At 56.7% G+C, this 24,771-nt stretch carries 24 protein-coding genes; 18 read left to right on the top strand and 6 right to left on the bottom strand.

Annotated features, from left to right (window positions below; all coding sequences use genetic code 11):
* Nucleotides 1-107: 107 nt before the first annotated feature.
* Nucleotides 108-995 (bottom strand): type II secretion system protein GspC, encoded by an 888-nt coding sequence (gene gspC / locus CFB04_RS14230; RefSeq protein WP_088535918.1) that lies wholly within the window; start codon nucleotides 993-995, stop codon nucleotides 108-110.
* A 190-nt stretch (nucleotides 996-1,185) separates the two neighbouring features.
* Here gspC and mqnB point away from each other — a divergent pair, with 190 nt between their 5' ends.
* The 4 genes from mqnB to CFB04_RS14250 all read left to right on the top strand — a co-directional run bounded on the left by mqnB (nucleotide 1,186) and on the right by CFB04_RS14250 (nucleotide 5,136).
* Entirely contained in the window at nucleotides 1,186-1,908 is a 723-nt protein-coding gene (gene mqnB, locus CFB04_RS14235) for a futalosine hydrolase (protein WP_088535920.1), read from the top strand.
* 28 nt (nucleotides 1,909-1,936) lie between these two features.
* Complete coding sequence (locus CFB04_RS14240; protein WP_088535921.1) at nucleotides 1,937-2,767, top strand: 1,4-dihydroxy-6-naphthoate synthase; 831 nt, start codon at nucleotides 1,937-1,939, stop codon at nucleotides 2,765-2,767.
* Between the two features lie 111 nt (nucleotides 2,768-2,878).
* The gene (locus CFB04_RS14245; protein WP_088535924.1) at nucleotides 2,879-4,516 is read left to right on the top strand and encodes a PAS domain S-box protein; all 1,638 of its coding nucleotides are present in this window, start codon (nucleotides 2,879-2,881) and stop codon (nucleotides 4,514-4,516) included.
* Between the two features lie 170 nt (nucleotides 4,517-4,686).
* The gene (locus tag CFB04_RS14250; RefSeq protein WP_088535926.1) at nucleotides 4,687-5,136 is read left to right on the top strand and encodes a septal ring lytic transglycosylase RlpA family protein; all 450 of its coding nucleotides are present in this window, start codon (nucleotides 4,687-4,689) and stop codon (nucleotides 5,134-5,136) included.
* Nucleotides 5,137-5,282: 146 nt separating this feature from the next.
* Here CFB04_RS14250 and CFB04_RS14255 read toward each other — a convergent pair whose 3' ends face one another.
* Nucleotides 5,283-7,157 (bottom strand): tetratricopeptide repeat protein, encoded by a 1,875-nt coding sequence (locus CFB04_RS14255; RefSeq protein WP_231934197.1) that lies wholly within the window; start codon nucleotides 7,155-7,157, stop codon nucleotides 5,283-5,285.
* 243 nt (nucleotides 7,158-7,400) lie between these two features.
* On the opposite strand from CFB04_RS14255, the gene CFB04_RS14260 reads away from it, so the two are divergent.
* The 8 genes from CFB04_RS14260 to CFB04_RS14295 all read left to right on the top strand — a co-directional run bounded on the left by CFB04_RS14260 (nucleotide 7,401) and on the right by CFB04_RS14295 (nucleotide 15,652).
* The gene (locus tag CFB04_RS14260) at nucleotides 7,401-7,844 is read left to right on the top strand and encodes an Hsp20/alpha crystallin family protein (protein ID WP_088535929.1); all 444 of its coding nucleotides are present in this window, start codon (nucleotides 7,401-7,403) and stop codon (nucleotides 7,842-7,844) included.
* A 10-nt stretch (nucleotides 7,845-7,854) separates the two neighbouring features.
* Complete coding sequence (gene lon / locus CFB04_RS14265; RefSeq protein WP_172825508.1) at nucleotides 7,855-10,308, top strand: endopeptidase La; 2,454 nt, start codon at nucleotides 7,855-7,857, stop codon at nucleotides 10,306-10,308.
* On the top strand, nucleotides 10,305-11,297 hold the full coding sequence (thiL, locus tag CFB04_RS14270; protein WP_088535931.1) for a thiamine-phosphate kinase: 993 nt from the start codon (nucleotides 10,305-10,307) through the stop codon (nucleotides 11,295-11,297). Before lon ends, thiL begins: the two co-directional genes overlap by 4 nt.
* 99 nt (nucleotides 11,298-11,396) lie before the next feature.
* Nucleotides 11,397-12,185, top strand: a complete 789-nt coding sequence (locus CFB04_RS14275; RefSeq protein WP_088535933.1) for an outer membrane lipoprotein carrier protein LolA — start codon at nucleotides 11,397-11,399, stop codon at nucleotides 12,183-12,185.
* A gap of 97 nt (nucleotides 12,186-12,282) precedes the next feature.
* The gene (locus tag CFB04_RS14280; protein ID WP_231934198.1) at nucleotides 12,283-13,014 is read left to right on the top strand and encodes an outer membrane lipoprotein carrier protein LolA; all 732 of its coding nucleotides are present in this window, start codon (nucleotides 12,283-12,285) and stop codon (nucleotides 13,012-13,014) included.
* Nucleotides 13,015-13,091: 77 nt separating this feature from the next.
* Complete coding sequence (locus tag CFB04_RS14285; protein ID WP_088535935.1) at nucleotides 13,092-13,577, top strand: YajQ family cyclic di-GMP-binding protein; 486 nt, start codon at nucleotides 13,092-13,094, stop codon at nucleotides 13,575-13,577.
* 221 nt (nucleotides 13,578-13,798) lie between these two features.
* Nucleotides 13,799-15,148 carry a 30S ribosomal protein S12 methylthiotransferase RimO gene (gene rimO / locus CFB04_RS14290; RefSeq protein ID WP_088535937.1) on the top strand — a complete coding sequence of 450 codons (1,350 nt, stop codon included), beginning with the start codon at nucleotides 13,799-13,801 and terminating at the stop codon, nucleotides 15,146-15,148.
* An 84-nt stretch (nucleotides 15,149-15,232) separates the two neighbouring features.
* Nucleotides 15,233-15,652, top strand: a complete 420-nt coding sequence (locus CFB04_RS14295) for a TraR/DksA family transcriptional regulator (RefSeq protein WP_088535939.1) — start codon at nucleotides 15,233-15,235, stop codon at nucleotides 15,650-15,652.
* 167 nt (nucleotides 15,653-15,819) lie between these two features.
* On the opposite strand, the gene CFB04_RS14300 is transcribed toward CFB04_RS14295, so the two are convergent.
* Nucleotides 15,820-17,301 (bottom strand): fatty acid desaturase, encoded by a 1,482-nt coding sequence (locus CFB04_RS14300; protein WP_231934199.1) that lies wholly within the window; start codon nucleotides 17,299-17,301, stop codon nucleotides 15,820-15,822.
* A gap of 197 nt (nucleotides 17,302-17,498) precedes the next feature.
* Between CFB04_RS14300 and CFB04_RS14305 the strand changes: the two genes are divergently transcribed.
* The 4 genes from CFB04_RS14305 (at nucleotide 17,499) to CFB04_RS14320 (ending at nucleotide 21,349) form a co-directional block, all read left to right on the top strand.
* Entirely contained in the window at nucleotides 17,499-17,945 is a 447-nt protein-coding gene (locus CFB04_RS14305; RefSeq protein WP_157698802.1) for a DUF2147 domain-containing protein, read from the top strand.
* A 184-nt stretch (nucleotides 17,946-18,129) separates the two neighbouring features.
* A complete protein-coding gene (kaiC, locus tag CFB04_RS14310) occupies nucleotides 18,130-19,545 on the top strand; it encodes a circadian clock protein KaiC (protein ID WP_088535945.1) in 1,416 nt (471 codons plus the stop codon).
* A gap of 6 nt (nucleotides 19,546-19,551) precedes the next feature.
* Nucleotides 19,552-21,087 carry a B12-binding domain-containing radical SAM protein gene (locus tag CFB04_RS14315; protein ID WP_088535947.1) on the top strand — a complete coding sequence of 512 codons (1,536 nt, stop codon included), beginning with the start codon at nucleotides 19,552-19,554 and terminating at the stop codon, nucleotides 21,085-21,087.
* Between the two features lie 61 nt (nucleotides 21,088-21,148).
* Complete coding sequence (locus CFB04_RS14320; RefSeq protein ID WP_088535949.1) at nucleotides 21,149-21,349, top strand: hypothetical protein; 201 nt, start codon at nucleotides 21,149-21,151, stop codon at nucleotides 21,347-21,349.
* 65 nt (nucleotides 21,350-21,414) lie between these two features.
* On the opposite strand, the gene CFB04_RS14325 is transcribed toward CFB04_RS14320, so the two are convergent.
* Together CFB04_RS14325 and ttcA are read right to left on the bottom strand one after the other, a co-directional pair.
* Entirely contained in the window at nucleotides 21,415-22,398 is a 984-nt protein-coding gene (locus CFB04_RS14325; protein WP_088535951.1) for a 4Fe-4S binding protein, read from the bottom strand.
* Between the two features lie 214 nt (nucleotides 22,399-22,612).
* Nucleotides 22,613-23,386 (bottom strand): tRNA 2-thiocytidine(32) synthetase TtcA, encoded by a 774-nt coding sequence (gene ttcA / locus CFB04_RS14330; protein WP_088535952.1) that lies wholly within the window; start codon nucleotides 23,384-23,386, stop codon nucleotides 22,613-22,615.
* A gap of 176 nt (nucleotides 23,387-23,562) precedes the next feature.
* On the opposite strand from ttcA, the gene CFB04_RS14335 reads away from it, so the two are divergent.
* Together CFB04_RS14335 and CFB04_RS17945 are read left to right on the top strand one after the other, a co-directional pair.
* On the top strand, nucleotides 23,563-24,045 hold the full coding sequence (locus tag CFB04_RS14335) for a nucleoside 2-deoxyribosyltransferase (protein ID WP_088535954.1): 483 nt from the start codon (nucleotides 23,563-23,565) through the stop codon (nucleotides 24,043-24,045).
* Complete coding sequence (locus CFB04_RS17945; protein WP_157698803.1) at nucleotides 24,042-24,206, top strand: hypothetical protein; 165 nt, start codon at nucleotides 24,042-24,044, stop codon at nucleotides 24,204-24,206. Before CFB04_RS14335 ends, CFB04_RS17945 begins: the two co-directional genes overlap by 4 nt.
* Here the strand turns inward: CFB04_RS17945 and CFB04_RS14340 are convergent, their stop codons facing one another.
* A complete protein-coding gene (locus tag CFB04_RS14340; protein ID WP_157698804.1) occupies nucleotides 24,207-24,743 on the bottom strand; it encodes a Slp family lipoprotein in 537 nt (178 codons plus the stop codon).
* Between the last annotated feature and the right edge of the window lie 28 nt (nucleotides 24,744-24,771).

Consider the following 24,771-nt stretch of genomic DNA (forward strand, 5'->3'; position numbering starts at 1 on the left):
TTAGCCTCCACTGAGGTTTTCGTTCGCTTCGCTCAGGGTTCGAAAACACCGGTTGAACTGGTTGCTCCAGCCAGGGAGTACCTGGCTCCAGCCTCGCCAGTGACCTGTCAACGGATGTCATACGTGAAAGTTGCAGGCTGCCCGTCCCTTATCAGGTCGAGCTTGATCCGGCTCAAACCCTTAAGCGCCGCGAAAGACTGGATCGCCTTCTCCGGGGAGTCGATGGGGAAATCGTTTATGCGCAGAAGAACGTCGCCATTCTTGATGCCGATGGTTCCGAAGATGCCCTGAGGCTTTACCTCGGAGACACGGAAGCCCTCTACTTTGCCCTCTTTCACGCTAGGCAGAAGGCGCGCATCAGTCATTGCCTGGCCGATATTGTCGAGGGCGGCATTGAGAGCCCGCTGGTCGATGACGTAACTGCCTGCCCCGATCTGTGAGGCCAGTCCTCCACCTGAACCTTGCGGCGGCGGGGGGGCGGAGGGCAATGCAGCTGCCTCTCCTGCTGCGGTGGGAGAATAGATCTTGACGCGCCTTCCGCCCGTTTCGATCTCCGCAGTTTCCTTCTGTACCGATGCCAGCGCCCCCATGTCGAAGACGGTGTCACCGAGGCGGAACACGCGCTCTTCCTTTGTTGATCTGCGCTGTATGAGCGCGAACGACTGCCGATAGGACCCGAGCACCGTTCCGAGGAGAAGCAGGTCGGATTCGATGGCACCGGCGGCCGGGGCCGCAGTGGCGGTCGCTGCTGCTGCCACTACAGGACTCAGCTTTCCCTGGGTGGCCTTGCCGAACAGTCCCTTTTCGAGAATAGGGGAGTAGCTCGCGAGATCTTCCGGCGCTGAGGGTGCAGATACAGGCGCAGCGGCTTTTTTGCCAGTTTGGGGAAAGACTTTCCCCAGCCTGAAGGCGATCAGGTCGGAGGATATCTTGGCGACGCCGGCGGTGATGAGAAGCGCGAGGCCGATGTTGACTGGAACGATCCATCTCAGCATGGAAGATCCTGATAAGAATTGGAAAACTGCCAGAATATATTAGATGCACCGGCGTTATGCAAGGGAAAATCGGGCCTTTAATGCTAGGTTACAGGCGCACGTGCATTAGGTTTGTTTCGAATGCAGAAAGATTGTTGCGACAGTTTCTGTGTGGTATTATTCCATTCCAATTTTCCTGAAAGGCACCCCTGTGGAACCTGTAATCATTACTGCCGCAACTGCCCGCGAGCTCGGGTTGCTCCTGCAAGCGGCCGAGGGCCGGACGGAGCGGCTTCCCGGAGGGTGGGAGTGCCGCGTCGGCACGATCCGAGGGAGGGATGTCGTTATTGCGGAAACGGGTCTGGGGAAGGTTAACACCGCCGGATGCATCGCGCAACTGCTCTCCCGGCATCCCTCAGCTCTCCTTGTCAACACGGGGTGCGGTGGCGCCTATCGGGGCAGTGGCCTCAGTGTCGGGGACATCGCGGTTGCCGATAGCGAAATTTACGCCGATGAAGGGGTACTTTCCAGGGAGGGCTGGCAGCCGCTTGATTGCATAGGAATACCGCTCTGGGCGGGGGAAGCCGAGCGCTGCTTCAACAGCTTCAGGCTCTCGTCCCGATCGGCTGAGGCTGCTGCCGATGCGGCAGCGGCGCTGGGATTTACCGTCAGGCGCGGACCCTTCGCGACTGTATCGGCATGCAGCGGAACCGATGAGCGAGGGGATGAACTCGAACGCCGCTTCGGAGTCATCTGTGAAAATATGGAAGGGGCTGCCGCTGCCCATCTCGCCGCCCGACATGGAGTCGCCTGCCTGGAGTTGCGCGGCATAAGCAACATGGTGGAAAATCGTGATCTTTCCCGCTGGGATATAGACATCGCCGTTGCCAACGTTCAAAAGGTGCTGCTGCGTTTGCTCGAAATGCCGGCGTGATGCCGGTCGCACCATTACGGAGTAATGCATGAATCCATTGACACTCGGGTATTCTCCCTGCCCCAATGATACGTTCATTTTTTACGCACTGGTGCACGGACTTGTGGAGGGGAAACTCAGTTTCAAAGAGCGACTTGAGGACGTGGAGACCCTGAACCGGCTGGTTTTGGCAGGAGAACTGGACGTGAGCAAGATATCGTACCATCTGCTCGGTTTTGTCCGGGAGGAGTACTGCCTCCTTCGGTCGGGAGGCGCTCTCGGCCGGGGCTGCGGTCCTCTCGTCATCGCGCGGGAACCGGGCTCGCCTTCCGCCCTTCGTGGCAGGAAAATCGCCGTTCCGGGACGATACACGACCGCCCTTCTTCTTCTGCGCCTCTTCGACCCGTGCCTGGACAACTTCATCGTGATGCCGTTCGACCGGATCATGGGGGCTGTCGCCGGGGGGGAGGCCGACGCCGGGCTCATCATACACGAATCCCGCTTCACCTTTCAGGAACAGGGCCTTGTTCAGCTTCTCGACCTCGGGGAGTGGTGGGAGCGCGAGACGGGACAGCCGATACCTTTGGGAGGTATCGTCGCAAAGCGCTCACTGGGTAGTCCCACAGTCGATTCCATCGAAAGAGCGCTCGCTTTGAGCGTTGCCTACGCATCTGCCCATCCGGCCGCCGCCATAAGCTATATCCGCGCACACTCCCAGGAGATGAGCGATGAGGTCTGCGCGGCCCACATCGGACTTTACGTAAACAATTACTCCCATGATCTGGGGAGGGAAGGGGAGGCAGCCGTCTCTGCTCTCCTTTCTCGGGGTGAGAAGGCGGGACTTATCCCTCCAAGCGGGAAAAACCTGTTTGTTGCCTAGTAGCAAATCAGGCAGCTCCTTTCGCCGGTCAGAATCCTCAAGCAGGTCTATCCGTTTCCGATAAGGAGCCATTGAACCCTCGACTATCGCTGCTGCCGCAAAGGAGCGCATGTGACGGAAGGATGTCTGCGCATTCTGCTCGTCAGCCGGGATGAAGATGTCTACCGGCTGATAAGCGGGCTGCTTTTACAACTCGGCGACCACCTCTCCCTTGAATGGGAAGGGGATTACCGGTCGGGGCTGCAGACCATTTCTGCTAAGGGGCACGACGTCTACCTGCTCGATTACCGTCTCGGGGATCAGACGGGACTTCAGTTGCTCAGGGAAGCTGTTTCGGCGGGGATCAGTGCGCCCTTCATAATAATGACCGAGACCCACGCGCGGGATGTGGATGAAGCCGCTATCAAGGCGGGGGCGGCGGATTACCTTATCAAGACGGAGCTGAACGCGTTTCTCCTGGATCGCTCGATCCGGTACGCCTTCGAGCGCAAGCGGGTCGAGGAGGCACTGCGGAGAAGCGAAGAGAGCCTCGCCAGGGCACAGCGGATCGCACGACTCGGAAACTGGGACTGGAACGTACAGACCAACGAGATGTTCTGGTCCGACGAGACCTACCGCATTCTCGGGCTCTACCCACGGGAAACTCCCGCCGCTTACGAGACCTTTCTGCGGGCGGTGCACCCGGAGGACCGAGGGCTCGTGAACCGCTCGGTTAACGAAGCGATCTACATGCAGAAGGAATTGAGCATCGAACACCGCATTCTTCTTCCCTATGGTGGGGAGCGTATCGTGCATCAGCAGGGGGAGGTGACGCTGGATGCAGAGGGGGCGCCACTCAGGATGGTGGGAACTCTTCAAGACGTTACCGAAAGGCGACGTGTCGAGGATGCCCTGCACCAGATGGAAGAGAAATTCTCGAAGGCTTTTCAGGCGAGCCCCGACTGGATTGCCATGAGTAGCGCTTCGGACGGCAGATATCTGGAAGTGAACGATGCCTTTCTGAGTCTCACGGGCTATACCCGTGAAGAAGTCATCGGGAAGACTTCCATCGAGTTGGGAATATGGGCCGACCCGCCGGAACGCCTCCGGATGCTTAAGCTGCTGGACGAGCACGGCCTGGTGCGGAATCTTGAGGTCCGCTTCAGAATGAGGTCCGGTGATATCAGGTGCATGCTCTGGTCGGCGGACGTAATCGATTTCAAGGGTGAGGCATGTCTCATCGCCGTTGCTCGGGATGTTACCGAACAGCGGGAGATGGAGGACGAGCTGGTGCGGAGCCAGGCGGCGCTCTTCAAAAAGCATGAGGAGTTGACGAAGCTCTTTCGGCTTGTGGAAGCAGGGAAGAAGGAGTGGGAGATGACCATGGACCATATGGGAAACATGGTCATCCTTGCTGACAGGGAGGGCAGGATCAGAAGGTGCAACAAGACGTTCAGGGACTTTGCCGGCCTTTCTTACAATCAGATAATAGGGAAGAACTGGGTGGAGTTGCTCCACGATTGCCATCTGATGACCGGCACGATCTACCTGGAAAGTATGGAACTTTACCACGAGCCGACGGAAAGATGGTTCGTGCTTAACACGTATCCCTTCAGCGACAAGGAGATGCCGGAAGTCCAGGGTACCGTTATCACGGTTCACGATGCCACGGAGCTGAAAAGGTACAGCATTCAGCTTCAGAGGCTTAATCAGGAGGAACCCGGCATTGCTTCGAGCGAAGCGGGAAACAGGATTTTTACTGGTGAATAGCCGCCGGCATCGCTGAAACGGCTCGGGAAACGTGCACTACCTTTCTCCGCTGGTATGCTTTCATGGAGTGGGCGACCATGTGATGGCTGGAGCTTTAATTAGGGGTCATTGTTCTTGACCGTGTCTATCTCGTGTGCTATATAGCACCCTCGCCCAACAAGGAGGTGCGCATGGCATCACTGAGCCTGAGGGGCGCACTGGCGGTGACTTTCCTGGTCTGCCAGATGACCCTCCCGTTCAACACACTTCCCCTGCAGGCAGAAGAAATTCCCGCCGGAACCGTTTCTAAAAGTTCCATAGCTGTTTCCGAAGGTCCCGAGGGGGTAGAGGGGATTGCCTCCTACTACGCCACGTACTACAACGGCAGAAGGACCAATTCGGGGGCACGCTACAACCCTGAGAAGATGACCGCCGCTCACCCCAGTCTCCCTCACGGGACGAAGGTAAAGGTCGTCAACATCGTCAACAAGAAGGAAGTCATCGTGACGATCAATGACCGGTGCAAGAAGAAAAAGAAGCCGTTCATAGATCTGTCCCGGGCAGCGGCGCGCCAGCTCGGCTTCTTGGGCAAAGGCATCGCGAAGGTGAGGATCATCCCTCTCGCAGGCGAGTCCTCCTGACGTAGAAGGAGCAGCGATACACACTGCGACTGAACAGATTCTGCATTACAATTCAATGATGGGCGAAAAGGAAAAGGCCGGATACCCGGCCTTTTCCTTTTTCGTCTTTGTGAGCGGCGTGGAAAATCTTCCGACTGCCGGGTTCATTATTTCTTCTTCTTGCTTTTCTTGCTTGTTTTGCTTTTCACTTTTTTCGATTTCTTTTTGATCTTTTTCTTTGATTTTTTGTATTTCTTCGGTTCAGGAGTGAGTTCGTCACGGATATTGTTCAGCAGAAGTGAGGTTTCCTCCAGTGTCGGATCCGCCTTTTTAGCGGATTCGAGAGCTTCTTTGGCTTCATTGATGCGGCCCATTTTCATGTAGAGCCTTCCAAGGGCATTGAGCGCCTTGGCATGGCCCCCGTCCAACTCTACTGCCTGTTTGTATGATGTGGTGGCTTCTTCATAATTTTTCTGGAACTCATGGACTAGCCCCAGCTTATAGTGGCTGTTAGGATCATTCGGATTCAGCTCGACATTTTCCTTGAGAAGGGCAACAAGGTCGTTGTAGTTCTTGTTCTTTACAAAGATGGCCGTCAGGGCGTTGCGTGCTTCGGCGTCATCCTTCTTCAGCCGGAGCACCTCGCGGTACTGCTTTTCGGCCTCTTCCATCTGATTTTCTTTCCGGTAGATCGAAGCGAGCTCCCGGTGCGCTTCAACGTTTTCGCCGTCGATCTTCAGTGTCTGCTCGTACTCCTCAATCGCCTTCTTGTTGTTTTTTGTCGTTACAAGAACCCTGGCCAGCTTCAGGCGGCTGGGCGCATCGTCCCCCTTGAGCTTTAGCAGCTCCTGGTAGTGCTCGATAGCCTGCGGAAAGCTCCCCCGTGCGGCGTAGATGTCGGCAAGCCGACGGCGGGCTTCGGCGTTGCCTGAGTTGGCGGCGAGGGTTTTTCGATACTCCACAACAGCCTCATCGAGCAGTCCCTTTTTCTCGTAAAGTGTCCCAGTCTTGAACCTCAACTCAGCCGTGCTTCCGCCAAGCCGGGCGGCATCAAGGTAAGACTCTATGGCTTTGTCATCATTGCCTGCAGCGGCATGGGCGTCACCCAGTTTATGCAGTGCATCCTGCCATTTCGGCTTTGCACCCAGGGCCGACTGATATGCAGCCACAGCCCTGGCGAAATCCCCGGCAGCCATAGCCTCGTCACCCAACTTGAGTTGTTCCTGGGGGTCGACGACGGGTACCAACTCCCGTCCGGCGAGCTTGCTCTGTTCGGCCGCCGCCTTCATGTCTCCCTTTTTAACAAAGAGCTCTGCGAGGAGAAGGTGAGCTTCCTTACCGGATGGAGCGGCGTCTGCCGCTTTCTTTGTTTCCGTGATCGCCGCGTCTATCTTGCCGGCGGCCTTCAAGGTCTCTCCGAGACCCAGGAGAGCGGGGACATTGTCAGGGGAGAGAGCGAGTGCACGGCGGTAATCCTGCTCAGCGTTGTCGAGCTGTCCGAGGCTGCGGTAGGCCTCGGCGATGCCGAGGATTATGCCGGTGTCGTCCGATATTGATTTTTCGGCCTCGCCGTAATGATAAAGGGCAAGAGAGGGGAGCTTCTTCTGGCGGTAAATGTCGCCGAGAATCTTGTGGTAGGAGGGATCGGCTTTGGAGGAGAGTGCGCGGGTGAGCTCCACTGCCGCTTCGTCCAGGTTACCCATCTGCAGCTGGATTCTACCTAGGCGTGCATTCGCTTCGGAGAAGGTAGGATCAAGTGCGAGGCTCTCCCGGTACTCGGACAGGGCTTTATCCCTGTTGCCGAGCCTTTCGAACCTGCTTCCCGCAACGAAATGCCCCGCAGCTCCTTCGGGACACAGAGCAAGTATCTCCGTCTCCTTTTCTGTTATTGCCTCGCTGCTTTCGCCAGCGATGGCAGCGGCCATCTCCTTCGCTTGGTCGCACTTGTCCCGTGACGCAAATCCCCAGTCGAAACCGCATGTCAACAGCGGTGTGCCCAGCAAGAGCATCCGCAATATAGCTCGTTTTATCGGTGTTCCCATTCAGGCCCCCCCTTCGTAATGAGGCGGGATTATACACACCGGTCCTGCAAAATTCAACGTTGACGGTATCGGCTTCCCTCAACTATTTCGCGGAAATGCCGAAGCTAAACGGGTAGGTATGGGCGCAAGTGCCCACTGGACGGGGATTACCTTGACTTTCGCGGCAAAGATGGTTAAATCAATGCAGATTTTGAACCGTTAATGCAGGACGGTCGGGTCGCAGGTCAGCCCGCAGGGAGAGCCATGCCCCCCATACCGAAAGATCCGGTCGACTGGCTGACCCTTTTCCGGCAGCAGATAAACGAGATCTTCACGTACCTCTCTGAATTCGAGAGGCGCGACACTTCCGGCGAACGAGCTTATGTACCGCCGGTCGATGTTTTTGAAACGGCGGACCACCTGATTGTTGAAATGGACCTTCCGGGATTCGATCGTTCGGATCTGTCGTTGAGCATGTGCTGCAACACCCTGGTAGTCGAAGGAGCAAAACGGGAAGAACCCCGCCCGGACGATGTCAGCTACATATGTCTGGAACGCTCTTTCGGCCGCTTCTGCAAGACCCTTGAGATACCCCCTGCGGTGGACGTCGCGGGGGTTGAAGCCACATATCAGAACGGCGTCCTTGTAGTTTCCTTTCCGCGAGTCAAGGACAAGGCCGGCCTGATCAGGGAGATACCGATTGGATAAGGAGATGGAGATGGAAACCAAACCGGATACCGAAGAACTCAAGATACCGGAAATCCTGCCGTTGCTCCCGGTACGGGATGTGGTGGTGTACCCGTACATGATTCTCCCTCTCTTCGTCGGGCGGGAGATATCCATCGCCGCCGTGGATCACGCGCTTTCGCGCGACCGTCTTATATTCCTCGCGACCCAGAAGGACGTTAGCGATGAGGACCCCGCGCCCGAAGCGATCTACGATGTGGGCACCGTCGCAATGATCATGCGGATGCTCAAACTCCCGGACGGACGGGTGAAGATTCTTGTGCAGGGCCTCACCAAAGGGCACATCAGCGAGTATATTTCCTCCAAGCCGTTTTACTCAGTCCGTGTGGACAGGGTCTCGGAGCCGGCGACGACCGAGCAGTCCATCGAAACGGAAGCGCTCATCCGCACGGTGAAGGAGCAGCTGACTAAGATTATCTCCCTCGGCAAGGTGATTTCTCCGGAAGTGATGGTGATAGTCGAAAACATGCAGGAGCCGGGAAGCCTTGCGGATCTTATAGCCAGCAATATCGGACTCAAGGTGGAGGAAGCACAGCGCCTTCTTGAAATCATAGACCCGTTGGAGCGCCTCAAGCGTGTCAACGAGTTTCTCAACAAGGAGTATGAACTCCTCAACATGCAGGCTCGCATCCAGTCCGCAGCGAAGGAGGAGATGGGCAAGAGCCAGCGTGAGTATTTCCTGCGCGAGCAGTTGCGTGCAATCCAGCAGGAACTCGGAGAAACTGACGCACGGGCGGAGGAGATGGCCGAGCTTCGCAAGGCCATCGACAACGCGAAGATGCCCCCCAACATAGAGAAGGAGGCCCTCAAGCAGCTGGGCCGGCTTGAGCAGATGCATCCCGATTCGGCCGAATCCGGGATGCTGCGGACCTTCATGGACTGGATGGTCGATCTCCCATGGAGCAAGTCGACCAAGGACATTCTCGACATCCCCCGAGCCAAGGAGATCCTCGACGAGGACCACTACTACCTGGAAAAGATCAAGGAGAGGATCCTCGAGTTCCTGGCGGTCCGCAAGCTTAAGAAGAAGATGAAGGGTCCCATTCTCTGCTTCGTCGGTCCTCCGGGGGTTGGAAAAACTTCCCTAGGGAAGTCCATCGCCAGGGCAATGGGACGGAAGTTCGTCCGCATCTCCCTCGGCGGCGTGCGGGACGAGGCTGAAATCAGGGGGCACCGCCGCACGTATGTCGGGGCATTGCCGGGACGCATCCTCCAGGGACTAAAGCAGGCAGGAGCCAACAATCCGGTTTTCATGCTCGACGAGCTCGACAAGATCGGCGCCGATTTCCGTGGCGATCCCTCGTCGGCGCTCCTGGAGGTGCTCGATCCGGAGCAGAACCATTCCTTCTCGGATCACTACATCAACCTCCCCTTCAACCTGTCCAATGTGATGTTCATTGCTACCGCGAACCAGATCGACCCGGTACCGGGGCCGCTCCGTGACAGGATGGAAGTGATCACTCTCTCCGGGTATACCGAAGAGGAGAAGCTTGAGATTTCAAAGCGGTATATCGTGCCCCGCCAGATAAAGGAGAACGGGATCACCGACGAAATCTTCAGCATAACCGATGATGCAATAAAGACTGTCATCGGCAAATATACCCGTGAAGCGGGGCTGAGAAACCTGGAACGGGAGATTGGCAGCATATGCCGCAAGGTGGCGCGCAGGGTAGCCGAAGGGGAGAAACGGCACTTCAAGATCAACTCCGCCGCTGTTCCGCGTTACCTCGGCCCGCCGCGATACCTGCGGGAAGAGGAGATGAAGCAGAACGAGGTCGGTGTAGCCACCGGCCTTGCCTGGACTCCGGTCGGCGGCGAGGTGCTTTTCGTCGAATCCACGATCATGAAGGGGAAAGGCGGTCTTACCCTGACAGGTCAGCTCGGCGATGTGATGAAGGAGTCGGTCCAGGCCGCTCTCTCATACATCCGGTCGAAAGAGACGGAGTTGGGGCTTACCGAGGATTTTTTCCATGAGATCGAGATCCACGTGCATGTCCCTGCTGGTGCGATCCCGAAAGACGGCCCCTCTGCCGGTATCACCATGGCGACCGCGCTCATTTCGGCTTTGACCAAGACGCCTGTTCGCAAAGAGGTGGCGATGACCGGCGAGATCACCCTTCGAGGAAAGGTCCTCCCCATAGGCGGCCTGAAGGAAAAGATTCTCGCCGCAATCAGGGCTGGGGTCACAACGGTGATCATTCCGGAGCAGAACAGGAAGGATCTGGAGGATATTCCGCGCCATATCCTCAAGAAGATCAAGGTTGTCACTGCCAAGACCATCGACGATGTGCTCGCGGTGGCGCTGGAAAAATTTCCGCCGGCCCCTACGTCGCCAGGTAAAACCAATGCTACGAAAGGAAAACCGACGCCGCGCCGGGTGGTGGTAACGCCCCGGAAAGGGGTGGTGGTCGGCGCCAAGCAGTGAAAATCAATTCCCTTGGCGAATTCGGCCTAATCGACCGGATCGCCGCCGGTGTAAAGCAAAGCCCCGGAGTAGCGATCGGCATCGGTGACGATGCCGCTGCAACTACAGCTACTCCGGGCACCGTCACCCTGGTTACCTCCGACATGCTCGTTGAGCGGGTACACTTCGATTTCGATTTCTGCGATCCAGTTGTCCTCGGGCGAAAAGCACTTTCCGTAAACCTGTCGGATGTAGCTGCCATGGGGGGGCGGCCCCGCTTCTTCCTTCTTTCACTTGCAATCCCTCCGCATTTTCCCGTGGAGGCGATCGACGGCTTTACACGTGGGCTCCTTCAGCGGGCTGAAGAGTTCGGAGTCACCCTCGTCGGTGGCGATACCTGCGCTTCGCGTGGCGACCTCGTCATCTCCATCACCCTCCTCGGCGAACAGCTCCCGGAACTGGTAATTCGCCGCAGCGGGGCTCGTCCGGGTGATCTCGTCTGCCTGACCGGAGAAGTCGGCGAGTCGGCCCTGGGCCTTGAGCTGCTGCGCCGTGGAGAGCGGAGCGGGTGGGCGATCGACCGGCACCTTGACCCGTTTCCCAGGGTACGTGAAGGGTTGCTCCTGGCAAATGCCAAAATCGTCTCAGCCATGATCGACGTAAGCGACGGTCTCCTCGCCGACCTCGGGCACATCCTAAAGCAGTCCGGAGTGGGAGCGCGTCTCGGCGCCGGCAGCATCCCCTGTTCCGACCGCTTCCGGGATGCATGCCGTCACGCGGGGGAGGACCCGCTGCAACTATCTCTCGCGGGTGGAGAGGATTACGAGCTACTCTTTACCATACCCCCTGAAGCTCACCAGGCGGCCGTAGAGATGCTGTCGGAAACGGGGGCGCCCCTCTCGGTAATTGGCGAGGTAACCACGGAGGAGGGCCTTTCGGTATTCGATCGCAACGGGCTTCCTTATCCTGTAAGGTTTCGCGGATTCGATCATTTTTCTCCCCAGGAATAGCTGTCGGGCATGGCCTTAAATGAGTGCGGCTCACCTCAAAGTGGTTGCATGCCCAGGGGAGTTATGGCAGAATTTTCGACCATTTGAGGGGAGGGAATCATGTTAGAGGTGCGGAGGATCGCCCTGAGTCTGCTGGCATTGTTTCTTGTGGTGCCTGCCCATGCGGCCGTGCAGACCCCTGTGGGACTGCGTGATGTAGTAGCTACGGTGGAGAATGCATTCAAGCCGGACAGCCCGAACAGGGTTCGGGATGTCACGGCTGATTTCATGCAGAGCTCGACGTTGGTGGAAAAAGGGCGGGATATGCGGGAAATGCGGGGAGACGGGCAGATGTTTCTTCGCACTGCCACGGAGCGGGAGCCGTTGATGTTCCGGTTCGACTACTTCCGGCCCACTACCCAGCAGATCGTGAGCGACGGCCGGACCATGTGGATGTATCTGCCGGCTAACCGCCAGGTGATACAGAGTGACGTCAGCTTCGTCTTCAATCCCTTCAATTTCAATCCTGAACGAACGAGAGCCACAAATTTTCTTCAGGGCCTCGGGCGGATATCGAAGGACTTCCTGATTACCTTTTCATCCGAGATGCAGGACATCGAGGGGAACTACATTCTCGAACTACAGCCGCGCCGAGTCATGGCGACCATAGACAGGCTGCTCATCGTAGTGAGCAGGGAGGCTGTGCTGAGCCACGTGGACCCGAGCCGGTTCCCGCCTCGGCAGGAACTTTTGTTCCCGATCCGCTCGACCACAATGACGGATCGCGAGGGGAACAGCACTATCATGGAATTCAGTAACATCCGCACAAATTCGCGGCTTTCGGAGAGCATCTTCTTTTTTGTCGTGCCGCCTGACGTGCAGGTGGTGAGGCCGCCGACGACCCGTTAGACGTGAAGCCGCCGCTGCAGCCTTAGCTGCCGTACAAGTCGCTGAATCAGGGCGACACAGTCCGTCGCCTTTTCACCTACGTGCTGGGAGGATGATCATGAAAATAAGAAGAGGCATGCGTTTCGTTGTCATTCTCATGGCAGCTTTCGCTCTTCTTTCCGGAAACCTCGTTGCTGCCGCTTCGGCCGACGCGGATCTCCAGACGGTGGTCGCCACCCTGGAGCAGAGCTACAACGCCCTAGACGACATGCAGGCAAGCTTCTCCCAGGATACTTTCATCTCCTCCCTTAAGAGGAAAGAGCGGGGGGCCGGTGAGGTGTTTCTGAAAAAGCGTCCATCGGGGGCGACAATGTTCCGTTTCAACTACGACAAGCCGCGCCAGCAGATCGTCTCTAACGGGAAGACAATATGGTACTACGTGGCGGAGAACAACCAGGTGTTGGTGAGCGACATGGCGGCCCTCCTTGAGGGGGGTAAGGGGATGCCGCTCAATTACCTGACGGGAATGGGGCGGATATCGAAGGACTTCACCGTTGCGTTCGCCTCCCCCCAACGGGACAAGAAGGGGAACTACCTTCTTCAGCTTTCCCCGAAACGGCAGAGCCAGAGCATTCTGAAGCTCGAGCTGGTTATAGACTCCAAAGCTGTTGACAATTTCCGTTCGGCGGGGAAAGCGGAAGCGGCGTTTCCGGTGGTATCATCCATAGTCCACGATCCCATCGGCAACCGCACCACCATCGACTTCAGCAGGGTAAAGGTCAACCGCGGAATAAGCGGAGACCGCTTCACTTTCAAGATTCCGTCAGGGGCGGAAGTTATAAAACAGTAAAGGCAGGTTAAGGTTGAGGTTAAGGGTTTTCCTCAACCTTGACCTCACCTTAACCTGAATTTTTGCCAGGAGGTTTCATGCCGTCGTTTGACATCGTTTCGAAGGTCGATATGCAGGAAGTAGACAACGCCGTTAACCAGACGGTTAAAGAGATCACCCAGCGTTACGATTTCAAGGGATCGAAGAGCGAGGTGACCCTTGAGAAGGATGCCATAAAAATACTTGCTGATGGTGATTTCCGCCTCAAGGCGATCGTCGACATCCTCCAGTCGAAATTCGTGAAGCGGAACCTCTCCCTGAAGTCGATGCAGCAAGAGAAGGCGGAACCTGCTTCGGGGGGGATGGTGCGGCAACTTATAACTATCCAGCAAGGAATATCCAAGGAGAAGGGGAAGGATATCAACGCTGTCGTCAAGGAGACGAAGCTGAAAGTCCAGAGCCAGATCCAGGATGACCAGGTGCGGGTCACGGGAAAGAATATAGACGACCTCCAGGAGGTCATCAGGATACTAAAGGGGAAAGATCTGGGGGTCGAGCTGCAGTTCGTGAACTTCAGGTCTTAGAGGTCGCTGCAAAACAGCCATCTCGCCGCCGTCCTCGGAAGCCGCCTTGTGACTTCGGCCTGCGGCCTCACCCTTCGGGCGCATAAGCGGTCCACTTTTACAAGTGAAAGTGTGCGGCGTAGCGCTGCTAGGCCTCCGCGGGGCTTCCTGCGGGTGCGCCGATCTGACAGTTTTTGAGCAAATTCATTTCAGGAACCTGAAATTACTTGGCAGAGGGACATTTGACTACACAAAAAGAAAAAGTAAGCCTGGTCAGCCTCGGCTGCCCCAAAAATCTAGTCGATGCGGAGGTGATGCTCGGATACCTGTCAAACGAGGGATTCGAGGTTACAACCGACGAGCGGGAAGCCGACATCATCATCGTCAATACCTGCTCCTTCATCAAAGAGGCTAAGCAGGAAAGTATCGACACCATTCTCGACCTTGCTGACAGGAAGGAGGATGGCTGCTGCCGTCTCCTCGTCGTAACCGGGTGTCTTCCTCAGCGGTATCAGGAAGAACTGGCCAAAGAGCTTCCCGAGGTGGACATTTTCGTCGGCACCGGCGACTACCCGAGGATCGCTGAAATTATTGCCGAGAAGAGCGGCACTTCCGGGCAGCTCCGGTATACGGGGGATCCGAACTTCACCTACGACGCGGACCTACCGAGGCTCAAGTCGTCGCCCCATTACACGGCATACCTGAAGATAGCCGAAGGGTGTTCAAACTGCTGCTCTTATTGCGTTATTCCATCCCTTCGCGGATCGTTCAGGTCTCGTCCGACGGACAAACTGATGGAGGAAGCGTCGAATCTTGTTGCCGGTGGTGTGAAGGAAATCAACTTGATTGCCCAGGACATCACCGGGTATGGCAAGGACCTCGGCACCGGCGCCTCGCTGGAGTACCTGATCCGTAAGCTGGCCCGCCTTGAGGGGCTTCAGTGGATACGGCTTCTCTACGCTTATCCGGATGGGATAACCGACGGACTGATCGAGCTGATAAAGACTGAGCCCAAGGTCTGCAAGTATCTGGACATACCGCTACAGCACATAAGCGATCCCATACTGTCGAAGATGAACCGCCGAAGCGACGAGGGTATGATCAGGAATCTTATTGGCAAGATCAGAACCGAAATCCCAGACATAGCTTTGCGAACTTCCTTCATTGTAGGGTTTCCCGGCGAAACCGAAGAGGACTTCAAAAAGCTTCTTAGTTTCGTGGAGGAAATTCAGTTCGACCGGCTCGGAGTTTTCTGCTATTCGCAGGAAGAAGGGACCCCTGCCGCGTCCATGCCCGAACAGGTTTCCGAGCGGACCAAGCGCGAGCGGTACAAGAAGCTGATGCGTGTCCAGGCAAGGGTTTCTTTCAAGCGTAACCGCCGGCTCATCGATATGGTGGAGCAGGTGATGGTCGAGGGTTACAGCGAGGAGACGGAACTGCTTCTGAAAGGGCGCTCCTCCCGCCAGGCACCAGACATAGACGGCCAGGTCTACATCACCGCAGGAGAAGCCAAGATCGGCGACATCGTGAACCTGCGCATAACCGATTCGTCCGATTACGACCTCATCGGAGAGATCGTCGGAGCCGCCTGACCCAACGCCTTGACAAAAGGGCAATTTGCTGTATTATTGCGACGCCTTCGCGGCGGAAAACCTTATTGAACGGAGTGAAACTGGATGGTTGAAAAAATGGACGAAATGAAGGAGTTGCTCCTGAAGATGAAGGAGGACACCCTCAAAGAGATAAGCAAAGCGGTCAGGACCGGCTCCGACGTAAAGAGCGGCGAACCGAGCGGAGATATCTACGACCAGGCTTCATCGGAGCGGGACCGGGAGCTGGGGCTCCTGCTGAGCGACCGTGAACGGGAGAAGCTGCGCAATATCGATGAAGCCCTGATGAAAATCGAAGAGGGTGAGTTCGGCATCTGCGAGGAGTGCGAAGAGGAGATTCCTCTCGGAAGACTGAAGGTCGTCCCCTTCGCGCGGTTCTGCGTCAAGTGCAAGTCGGACATCGAGAAGCAGCAGGCACAGACGAAGCGGTTCGAAGAGGAGCGTGTCTACCGGGACATCGCCCTCGGCGAGGAAGAAGAGGCGTAAGCCAGGCTACAAAAAGGCCGCTATCGCTAGCGGCCTTCATTTTTTCTTAATCCCAATTCAAATCAATCCCACCTGCCCGACCATCCCAAGGTATGCTGCGCTTTTCATCGCCTCCTGACCCTGCCGCTGATGATTTTATACATCTCAAAACAAAGTTAGCTCAGGCACTATTTCCGTGCCGACGCAAGCTTCGCCCCGTAATGCCCGAGCAGGACTACAACGGGAAACGAGGCGAAGACGCAGCCGGCATAGATCCACCTGGAAAATGCCGATTGTCCGAAGCTTAAACGGGCCATTGCGGCGCTACCAACCAGGAGGAACAGGGATACCGTAAGCCATATCTTTCTGAAGAAGACAGGCGCACGCGCTCCGTGAAATTTGCGACGCCAATCAAGAATGCCTGAAAAGAAGGAAACGGGGATCATGCATAAGGCAATGAGCAGCAGATGCAGCACGGTGCGTTCCAGGTAGACATCTCCGGTAGCGATGGAAAGTAGAAGGAGGAATGCTGCTGCCGGAATGAGCCCGTTGTTTACATGGGCCACTACCGCGTGGAGCAGGAAGACATTCCAGATATCGACAAGCAAGCCGCGCAGTCCGTTCAATGTAAACGCTCCCTGTGCATCTGCAGTACTGGCAATGCCGGCGGACGTGAAGCCGACCATGCCCCCGTTTTCCTCATCTATCAGTTTCAATGAAAGCGAGCTTAAGCTCTTACGGATCGTAAGCGGCGGGACATGGACCTGAGGGGTGGCCTCGAAGCACTCCTGCAGACGATAGTTCGGTATTCCGGGGCGGATGTGGTGGAGGTGATGGAAGCCGATGTTCGCAGTGAACCATTGCAGCAGCCTCGGCAGCTTGTAGTATGACGCCCCCTCCAGCGCCACCCTGATCGGATCGACCTTTTCATGCCGCGCCCAATAGATCCCCCGGAAATTGTGCTGGATGTAGAACAGCCAGATGCCGACAGTGGCCGCTATCAGCAGCACCGGCAGCTGTACCGCCGCGTATGCCCTTAAACCCACGGTTGCAGAGGCGGCGCTGATTATTGTAAGGAGGGCTATGTTGGTGAACAGGACGCTGTAGAGGTCGCGCCTCTTCCACCCTCTGAAGGGGAACCTGTTTCTCAGCAGAAACACCCACCCGGGGCCGAGGCCGAACATGACGAGCGGGCTGCGGTACAGCCGGTAACCCAACCGCTTGAAGAATGAAGCTTCCCGGTACTCCTCCACCGTCAGGGTCCGGATATCACCTGTTCCGCGCCTGTCCAGATCACCTGCAGTGACGTGATGCACTGCATGGGTACGCCGCCAGTCGTCGAAAGGCGTGAAGGTGAGGATGCCGGTGATATATCCGATGATTCTGTTCGCGCGGGGTGACGGAAGGAAGGAGCCATGCGTGCAGTCATGGAAGATGATGAAGATCCGGACTAGATACGCCGCACCTATCACCGCAAGACCGAGCGTGATCGCATACGGGACGTGAAGATGTATGGATAGAAACATCAGGTTTAGAACAAGAACGTAAGGGAGCAGGGTGTTAAGGAGTTGCAATTTCGCCTTTCCGGGATCGGGTCTAGCGAACCGAGCGGTCTGCGCGTACCAATCCGGTTTCGCAGCATGACGAAAGGGGGATTCCGTAGTCATCATTGCCTCCTTTCGGAAAGGAGACTACAGGACTTTCTCTAAATATACCATCTGAAAGCCGACCCCGCGGCGTGAGGAGTGCCTGCGTCCCGGATAGTCCACAGGCGTGCATGGCGGATTAGGTCAATATTGATACAATCATTGTATTCGGTATGCCGCCTATCGAAAGCGTCAGTCAAAACCTGTTTGGGGGAGGATGTATGAAACTGTGGGCAACCTTCGTCATAATTCTGCTGGCGGCGCTGCCCGTCTACGGTGCCGGGCCGGACGACATACTCGGCTATTGGACGACGGAAAAAGGAGACGTGAAACTGGAATTTTTCAGATGTGGCAAAAAAATCTGCGGAAAGATCGTCGGCCTCGATGAGCCGGTCTACCTCGACAGCAAAGACGGGCCGGTCGGGGAAACCAAGACCGACAGGAAAAATCCCGATCCCGCCCTGAGGAAACGTCCGATTCTCGGGCTCCAGGTCATGAAAGGGGTGGCTGCAACGGGCAGAAGCACTTGGGGGGGCGGAGCCTGCTACGATCCGCAGAGTGGCAAGAATTACAAATGCAAAATGAAGCTCGTTTCCCCTGATAAATTGGAAATGCGCGGCTTTATCGGAATGTCTCTTTTTGGACGCAACTATGTACTGGTCCGTTAGGTCGTCCCCAGCGGTGTGAATGGCAGAGCCGGCGAATATTGATACAATCATTCTATCCGTCATGCGTGCATCTCCGCGTATGGCTGAATATTCATGTGATCCCGCGCCCGGTTTGTTGTCCAGAGGGTATGACATCCGAGGTTTGTCGGGGGGGTGGAACCAAGCTGCAGCCCGAGGGGGGCGAATGCATTCCGTAACGGCTAAATCTTCCACAGGCATAAAAGGGCTTGACGACATAACGGGAGGTGGCTATCCGCAAGGGCGGTCGACCCTCATCGCCGGGAATGCCGGCTGCGGAAAAACAACCTTTGGAATGAGCTTCCTCATCAAGGGAATAACGGAGGATGAGCCGGGAGTATACGTAACCCTGGAAGAGACGGCGGAAGATATTGTCGCTGACATGAAGTCGGTCGGGATGGATCTTCGGCCGCTGGTGGAAAAGGGCCTGCTGTTCATCCTCCGCGTTGATCTCAGTAAGGTTACCTTGACGGAGGGAGGAGGATACGACATCGGCACCCTCTTCATACACCTTGCCGATGCCATCTCCTCCGTCGGCGCAAAAAGAGTGGTTGTGGACACACTCGATACACTTTTTTCCGGAGTATCGGATTCGGGAAAGCTGCGGCTCCAGTTGCGCGGTCTTCTCAACTGGCTGAAGGAAAGAGGCATGACGGTCGTGGTGACTGGAGAGGCGGGATCTGAAAACATAACGCGCCGCGGGTTCGAAGAGTATATGGCCGATTGTGTGGTAGCCCTCGATTACCGCGTGACCGAAGAAATATCGACCCGACGGCTTAGGGTTGTCAAGTACCGTGGATCGGTCCATCCCTCCGATGAATTCCCTTTTCTGATCGACGACGAGGGAATAACCCTTATTCCCATCACGTCGCTGCGCCTTGAATACGAGCCATCAGGTGCCTTCCTTTCGACAGGTGTTCAGCAGTTCGACGAAATGATGCAGGGGAAGGGATACGCACAGGGAAGCAGCGTCCTCATCTCCGGAACCCCCGGCACCGGAAAGACAACCCTCTCCATGACCTGTATTGATGCCGCCTGCCGTCGTGGGGAACGCTGTGTCTACTTCGGGTTCGAGGAGTCGGCAGCGCAGACCATGCACAATATGAAATCTGTTGGGCTTGACGTGGAACAGTGGGTGAAGAAGGGCCTGCTGCAGGTTCATGCCGCACGTGTAACCATGTACGGTCTCGAAAGGCACCTGCTTACCATGCATCGGATTGTGGACAAGTTCAGCCCGGCGATCGTGGTTCTCGACCCGATGACGGCTTTGACGGATGTCGGTACCGTGCTTCAGGCGAGGTCCATGGTGATGCGTCTGATCGACTTTCTGAAGATGCGGAAGGTGACAACGATCTTTACCGATCTCATCCATCAGGAATCGCTTGCCGTATCCACTGAAGTTCAGGTCTCTTCCCTCATAGATACCTGGATCCTCCTTCGTGATATGGAGGAGCGGTATCGAAGGAGGCGGACGCTGTTGATTCTCAAGTCACGCGGAATAAGGCACTCGAACCGTTTATGCGAGTTAGCGATGTCGGAAAGCGGAATAACGCTCAACCCTATCGAGGGGAAGGAGGCATAGCCGGACATGAAGATTCTTCTCGTCTATCCCCGATACCCCGACACGTACTGGAGTTTCCGGCATGCGTTGCCCTTCATAGGGAAGAAGGCGGTTTTTCCGCCGCTCGGTCTTCTGACGGTCGCGGCAATGCTGCCGACGAACTGGGAGATGAGGCTGGTCGACCTGAACGTGGACCGGCTGTCGGACCGTGACCTGATGTGGGCGGACTATGCGTTCATCAGCGCAATGACGGTGCAGAGGGAGTCGGCGAAGGAGGTTCTTGACCGGTGCCGTACTCTGGGGGTCAAAACGGTCGGGGGAGGGCCGCTTTTTACCACCTGCCATGACGAGTTCCCCGACGTTACCCACCTGGTTCTCGGAGAGGCGGAGGTGACGTTGCCCCGGTTCCTGGAAGACCTTGAAAAGCAGACGCCGCAGCGCCTTTATCTCCCTGCGGGACGTCCCGATATTTCTTTCACCCCCCTCCCCCGGTGGGAACTCATCGACCGCCGGCAGTACGCTTCCATGAACATACAGTATTCACGGGGATGCCCCTTTGATTGTGAGTTCTGCGACATCACGCAACTCTTCGGCCGAGAGCCGAGGACAAAAGCAGCGGATCAGGTAATTGCCGAACTAGAAGCGCTTTATAACGTGGGATGGAGGGGAGGGGTCTTCTTCGTTGACGACAATTTCATTGGAGACAGACAGAAGCTGAAAAGTGACGTACTTCCGGCAATGATTTCATGGATGAAGGAGCGCGGATACCCGTTCTTCTTCTATACCGAGGTATCGATCAACCTTGCGGACGACCACATCCTGATGGAGCTGATGGTCGCTGCCGGTTTCCGGGAGGTTTTCGTCGGCATCGAGAGCCCTGAAGAGGAGTCGCACCGGGAGACGGGAAAAATCCAGAATTGCAACCGCGATCTCGTCGAGTCGGTAAAGCGCATCCACCGGGCGGGGCTCCAGGTGCAGGGAGGCTTCATCGTAGGATTCGACACCGACACCCCGGCCATCTTTGAAAAGCAGCTCCGGTTCATACAGGAGAGTGGCATCGTCACCGCGATGGTGGGGATACTGATGGTCCTGCGAGGGACAAAGCTCCATCACCGCCTCTCCCGCGAGGGAAGACTCCTCAGCGGATCTAGCGGAAACAACACGGACATATTTCTGAATTACATTCCGCTGATGAACCCTCGTGTACTGGTTTCCGGATATCAGCGTCTGGTCAGGACAATCTATTCCCCGGATTACTTCTACGCGCGGCTGATGACCTTTCTGAAGGAGTACCGGCCATCGGGTCCGTCTCAGTGGGGAATGCTGCATCAGAGGGACATCAGGGCGTTCTTCCGGTCGATATGGTTCCTTGGTTTCATGGGGAAAGAGCGGCTGCACTACTGGAAGGTATTCCTCTGGTCGCTCCTGAGGAAGCCACAACTGCTTCCACTTGCCATAACAATGGCGATCTATGGCTTTCACTTTCGCACCGTCGCCGACCGGATATGCTCCTCGCCCGATGGCGGAGTGGACGCTGAGGGTGCTGCGGCAATGCAGAACTGAAAACAGATCCATTATGGCGCCGCGTGAGGAGTAGCATTGCGGAAACAGGAGGAGGTGCTGGATGAAGTTCGAATACAAATTTACGAAGGCCGCAGCCCCCTTGATGACCGTAGACCATCGGATCAACATCTCGACGCTGGTTGAAGCAACGTGGAACGGGATTGTTGACGATGCGAACACTGAAGGCGATGCCGGATGGGAGCTGATAGCCGTTACTCCACTGGAGGGCAAGCTGCTTCTTTCCTGGAAACGGCCAAAGTAAAGGCATCTGTTTCCCGGTTGCCCGGTTGTGCATGCTCGCTTGTCGGCATTTTCGTCATGAGCGGGTCAGTCTGGTGAAGGGCCCAGAAGGCGCCGGTATTCCTCGATTCCGGTGCCGGTCCGCCAGTGGCCTGTTGCCTTACCGGCGAAGGTCCCACCAAGGAATATCCCCACGACCAGCAGTGCGAATAGAATTCCAGGAATAACGATCCGTCTTCCCGTCAGCTTCATCTCAAGGGCACCCTGTACTCTGCAGTGGCTTATACAGCGCCAGCAGCCGATACACTCCTCCGAATGCACCCTCTTCTTTTCCATCACGCGAATTCCCGAAGGGCATGCCGAGTTGCAGGCGCCGCATGAGACGCACATTTCCCTGTTGCGGGTCACCTTTGTCGGGGACAGGAGCGATACGAGGCCAAGCAGAGCGCCGTACGGGCATAGAAAGCGACAGAAGGGGTTGCGCAGGGGAACCGATAGCAGGAGCAGGACGAGGACGACTATGAGGGCCGTACCCGACAGATTGAGAAAGAATTCCAGGAGCCGCACGTCGGCGATCTTGTTGTAGTCGGAATTGATGAAGGATTCCACTGCAGCGGTCGGCATCGCTATAAGGATGGAGTAGAGGAAGAACGCCAGTAGCAGGTATTTTATCCCACGCAGTGCCAGGTCGAGCCAGCGCGGCAGGCGACTGTTTCTCCGGAGCAGCGAAAACCCGCTCTTCCATAGCAGTTCCGACACGGTCCCGACCGGGCAGATCCAGGAGCAGAAGGAGCGTTTGAGGAGAAGCGATACCGCTATGACTGTCAGAAGAATCACCAGTGCTGCCGGATGTACAGGGTTAATTGTGCCGCTGACGATCCACTGCTTCAGCGAGAGCAATGCAGAGATGGGGAGGAAGCCCTCAACACCGTCGGGACGGGGCACGTAAGGGAGGACGCCGCCGCTGCGGATGTGTGCGACAAAGCGATAGAGCTGTACCCCCAGGTAGAGCATGAAGAAAAGAAAGAGCCACTGGATGGATATTCTGAGCGGCTGCATGAAACGGTTCATTGTGGACCTCGCGTCGTAGGTGCGACATAACCTGTCGCATGTTGGTGATATCTCCTAACCATAAAGCAGGGGGAGGAGAGACAGATGGAACCAATAGTGATATTCGGAGCGTGCATCGTGATTTACTGCAGCTGGCTGTCGGTGTCCGATGCCTTGGCCGGCATCAGGTGGAAAGCGTTGAAGGGACGAGCCAGGGCTTCGGCGAGGAGGGCAGCTACTCCACGCAACCGTCCTTCCGTAGCTGCCGGTCGAGGAGATGGCGCGGCTGTACGTTGGCGAGCGCCTTTAGCAGACTCCGTTTGATGAACGGGTTTTCCTTTTCAAGCTCCGTAAGCAGTTGCTTCATCCGCTTGCGCTGGTGGTCGGCCTTTCCGCAGACAGGGCAGCAGCAGCAGACGACGGGAAAGCGGTTGGCGCGCGAAAAATTGATGATGTCCCGTTCCTCCACATAGACCAGGGGGCGTATGACAGTCGTCACACCGTTGTCGGCCATCATTGAGGGGGCCATAGCCTTCAGGGAGCCGACGAAGAACTGGTTTAGGAGCAGAGTTTCGATGAAATCGTCCAGGTGGTGGCCCAGGGCCAGTTTGTTGCAGCCGAGACGCTGTGCCAGGGTGTAGAGGACGCCACGCTTGAGGCGGGCGCAGATGGAGCAGTAGGATGACCCTGGGCGCCTCTTTTCCTTTATGATGTCATAGTGATCGGTTTTCTCCATGTGGAAAGAGAAGGCGTGGGCCCGCAGGTGCTCCTCGATGATGTCCGTCCGGAAGCCCGGGTAGCCGGAGTCGATGTTGACGGCGATCAGCTCGTATTTTACGGGTGCCCGACGGCGTAGCGTTTCCAGTATGTGAAGGAGAGAGTAGGAGTCCTTTCCTCCCGAAACGGCGACTGCAATGCGATCTCCATCAGCGATCAGCCCGTAATCTGCGACAGCCCGTCCTACTGCATTCTTGATCCGCTTGTACAGCTTGTCTTGAACCAGATCCATGTACGGCTACCTTTCCATCCCTGAGATTAAAGAAAGGCGCAGGTGAAGTCAAGGCCGGTATCCGGAGCTGTTTTTAATGGTCACCGGGTGCCGTTTCTGTTACAAGTGCAGGTGGATAGGGTGCCGCGGCATGAGCTTGCGGCGGAATAGGGGGGAAACTTCATGGGGAGCAACGAATGAGGAAGGCCTACCTCGCTTCTCCTCTCGGTTTCAGTCACGAGCTTTCTGGATATCTGGAGCGGGTTAAGGCGAGACTGCGGGAGGTTGGGCTGGAGGTTACCGATCCCTGGGAGCAGTCGTATGCAGCGGAGCTGGAGGCGGCCCGCCACGTCACCGGCCACGACGCGCGGCACAGGATGCTGCGCGACCTGGCCGGCGTCATCGGTTCAGCCAACGAGCGCCTCATCAGGGAGGCCGACATACTGTTCGCGGTGCTGGACGGCGCCGAGGTCGATTCCGGTACTGCCAGTGAGGTCGGATTCGCTGCGGGCCTCGGGAAGGTATGCTATGGGCTGCGTACCGACTGGCGCAACAGCGGCGACCTCCCCGGGCTGCCGCTCAACCTGCAGGTGCTACATTTCATCGAGTGGAGCGGCGGCAGCCTCTTCCGCCGCATTGAGGATATCATGATTGAACAAACTTCAGGAGACTCGCTGTGATGAGACGGGTCTGGGCGCTCATCCAGATTTGCATAGTCATCGGCATCGTCGGCTTCGCCACGTTCCAGCTTTTCAAGGGTAACTTCGCCGCCGGGATGTCGGTGATGCCGCTGCTCCTTATCTACTACCTCTTTCTCGCCTCAAGGAACAGGCGTGATTGACTACCACCACCGATACGGGCCGGGTCTGTTGTACCAGTAGGGCCACCAGGGATCGTACCGGTAGTACGGGTAACCGTAGCCGTACGGTGCGTATCGCTCGGGCTCCGGCTGCCACAGGTGAAGTTCCCTGACCCCCAGCACCGGGTATGCATAATCGACCTGGTCGAGGCGACGCACCTGTTGCCCCCTCACCTCGCCGACAATCGTCACCTGCCTCCCCTGCTTGAAAATGAGGGGGTCCAGGAACTTGTCCATTACGGCAATGAACCGCCCACGGGTTTCATAACTCTCCTCAGGGCGTCCGCTGCTGTCGAGGGGTAGCTGTACCACTTCAAGCTGGCTTTCTCCGGTTCTGTTCCTAATGCCGGCGATGGTGCCTCCTGTGAGTATGTACTTCCCCTTATACGCTTCAGGGTCCGTCCGCACCATTTCGAAAGATACCGACTTGTCCACCAGTTGCATCGACTGTTTGCTCATTACGTTTGCGCATCCGGAAAGAGCTATGCAGAGAACCGCGAAGGAAACGATTCTGGTCATATCAACACCTCCCTGAACCTGCTTCACA

Origin of the sequence: Geobacter sp. DSM 9736 (genome assembly GCF_900187405.1) — a bacterium.
Taxonomy (GTDB): domain Bacteria; phylum Desulfobacterota; class Desulfuromonadia; order Geobacterales; family Geobacteraceae; genus DSM-9736.

Bases quoted from the DNA above. Each gene is read 5' to 3' on its own strand.
- gspC (WP_088535918.1), bottom strand. From the start codon at position 995: ATGCTGAGATGGATCGTTCCAGTCAACATCGGCCTCGCGCTTCTCATC.
- CFB04_RS14240 (WP_088535921.1), top strand. From the start codon at position 1,937: ATGAATCCATTGACACTCGGGTATTCTCCCTGCCCCAATGATACGTTC.
- CFB04_RS14250 (WP_088535926.1), top strand. From the start codon at position 4,687: ATGGCATCACTGAGCCTGAGGGGCGCACTGGCGGTGACTTTCCTGGTC.
- CFB04_RS14255 (WP_231934197.1), bottom strand. From the start codon at position 7,157: ATGGGAACACCGATAAAACGAGCTATATTGCGGATGCTCTTGCTGGGC.
- CFB04_RS14260 (WP_088535929.1), top strand. From the start codon at position 7,401: ATGCCCCCCATACCGAAAGATCCGGTCGACTGGCTGACCCTTTTCCGG.
- lon (WP_172825508.1), top strand. From the start codon at position 7,855: ATGGAAACCAAACCGGATACCGAAGAACTCAAGATACCGGAAATCCTG.
- CFB04_RS14275 (WP_088535933.1), top strand. From the start codon at position 11,397: ATGTTAGAGGTGCGGAGGATCGCCCTGAGTCTGCTGGCATTGTTTCTT.
- CFB04_RS14280 (WP_231934198.1), top strand. From the start codon at position 12,283: ATGAAAATAAGAAGAGGCATGCGTTTCGTTGTCATTCTCATGGCAGCT.
- CFB04_RS14285 (WP_088535935.1), top strand. From the start codon at position 13,092: ATGCCGTCGTTTGACATCGTTTCGAAGGTCGATATGCAGGAAGTAGAC.
- CFB04_RS14295 (WP_088535939.1), top strand. From the start codon at position 15,233: ATGGTTGAAAAAATGGACGAAATGAAGGAGTTGCTCCTGAAGATGAAG.
- CFB04_RS14300 (WP_231934199.1), bottom strand. From the start codon at position 17,301: ATGATGACTACGGAATCCCCCTTTCGTCATGCTGCGAAACCGGATTGG.
- CFB04_RS14305 (WP_157698802.1), top strand. From the start codon at position 17,499: ATGAAACTGTGGGCAACCTTCGTCATAATTCTGCTGGCGGCGCTGCCC.
- kaiC (WP_088535945.1), top strand. From the start codon at position 18,130: ATGCATTCCGTAACGGCTAAATCTTCCACAGGCATAAAAGGGCTTGAC.
- CFB04_RS14315 (WP_088535947.1), top strand. From the start codon at position 19,552: ATGAAGATTCTTCTCGTCTATCCCCGATACCCCGACACGTACTGGAGT.
- CFB04_RS14320 (WP_088535949.1), top strand. From the start codon at position 21,149: ATGAAGTTCGAATACAAATTTACGAAGGCCGCAGCCCCCTTGATGACC.
- CFB04_RS14325 (WP_088535951.1), bottom strand. From the start codon at position 22,398: ATGAACCGTTTCATGCAGCCGCTCAGAATATCCATCCAGTGGCTCTTT.
- ttcA (WP_088535952.1), bottom strand. From the start codon at position 23,386: ATGGATCTGGTTCAAGACAAGCTGTACAAGCGGATCAAGAATGCAGTA.
- CFB04_RS14335 (WP_088535954.1), top strand. From the start codon at position 23,563: ATGAGGAAGGCCTACCTCGCTTCTCCTCTCGGTTTCAGTCACGAGCTT.
- CFB04_RS14340 (WP_157698804.1), bottom strand. From the start codon at position 24,743: ATGACCAGAATCGTTTCCTTCGCGGTTCTCTGCATAGCTCTTTCCGGA.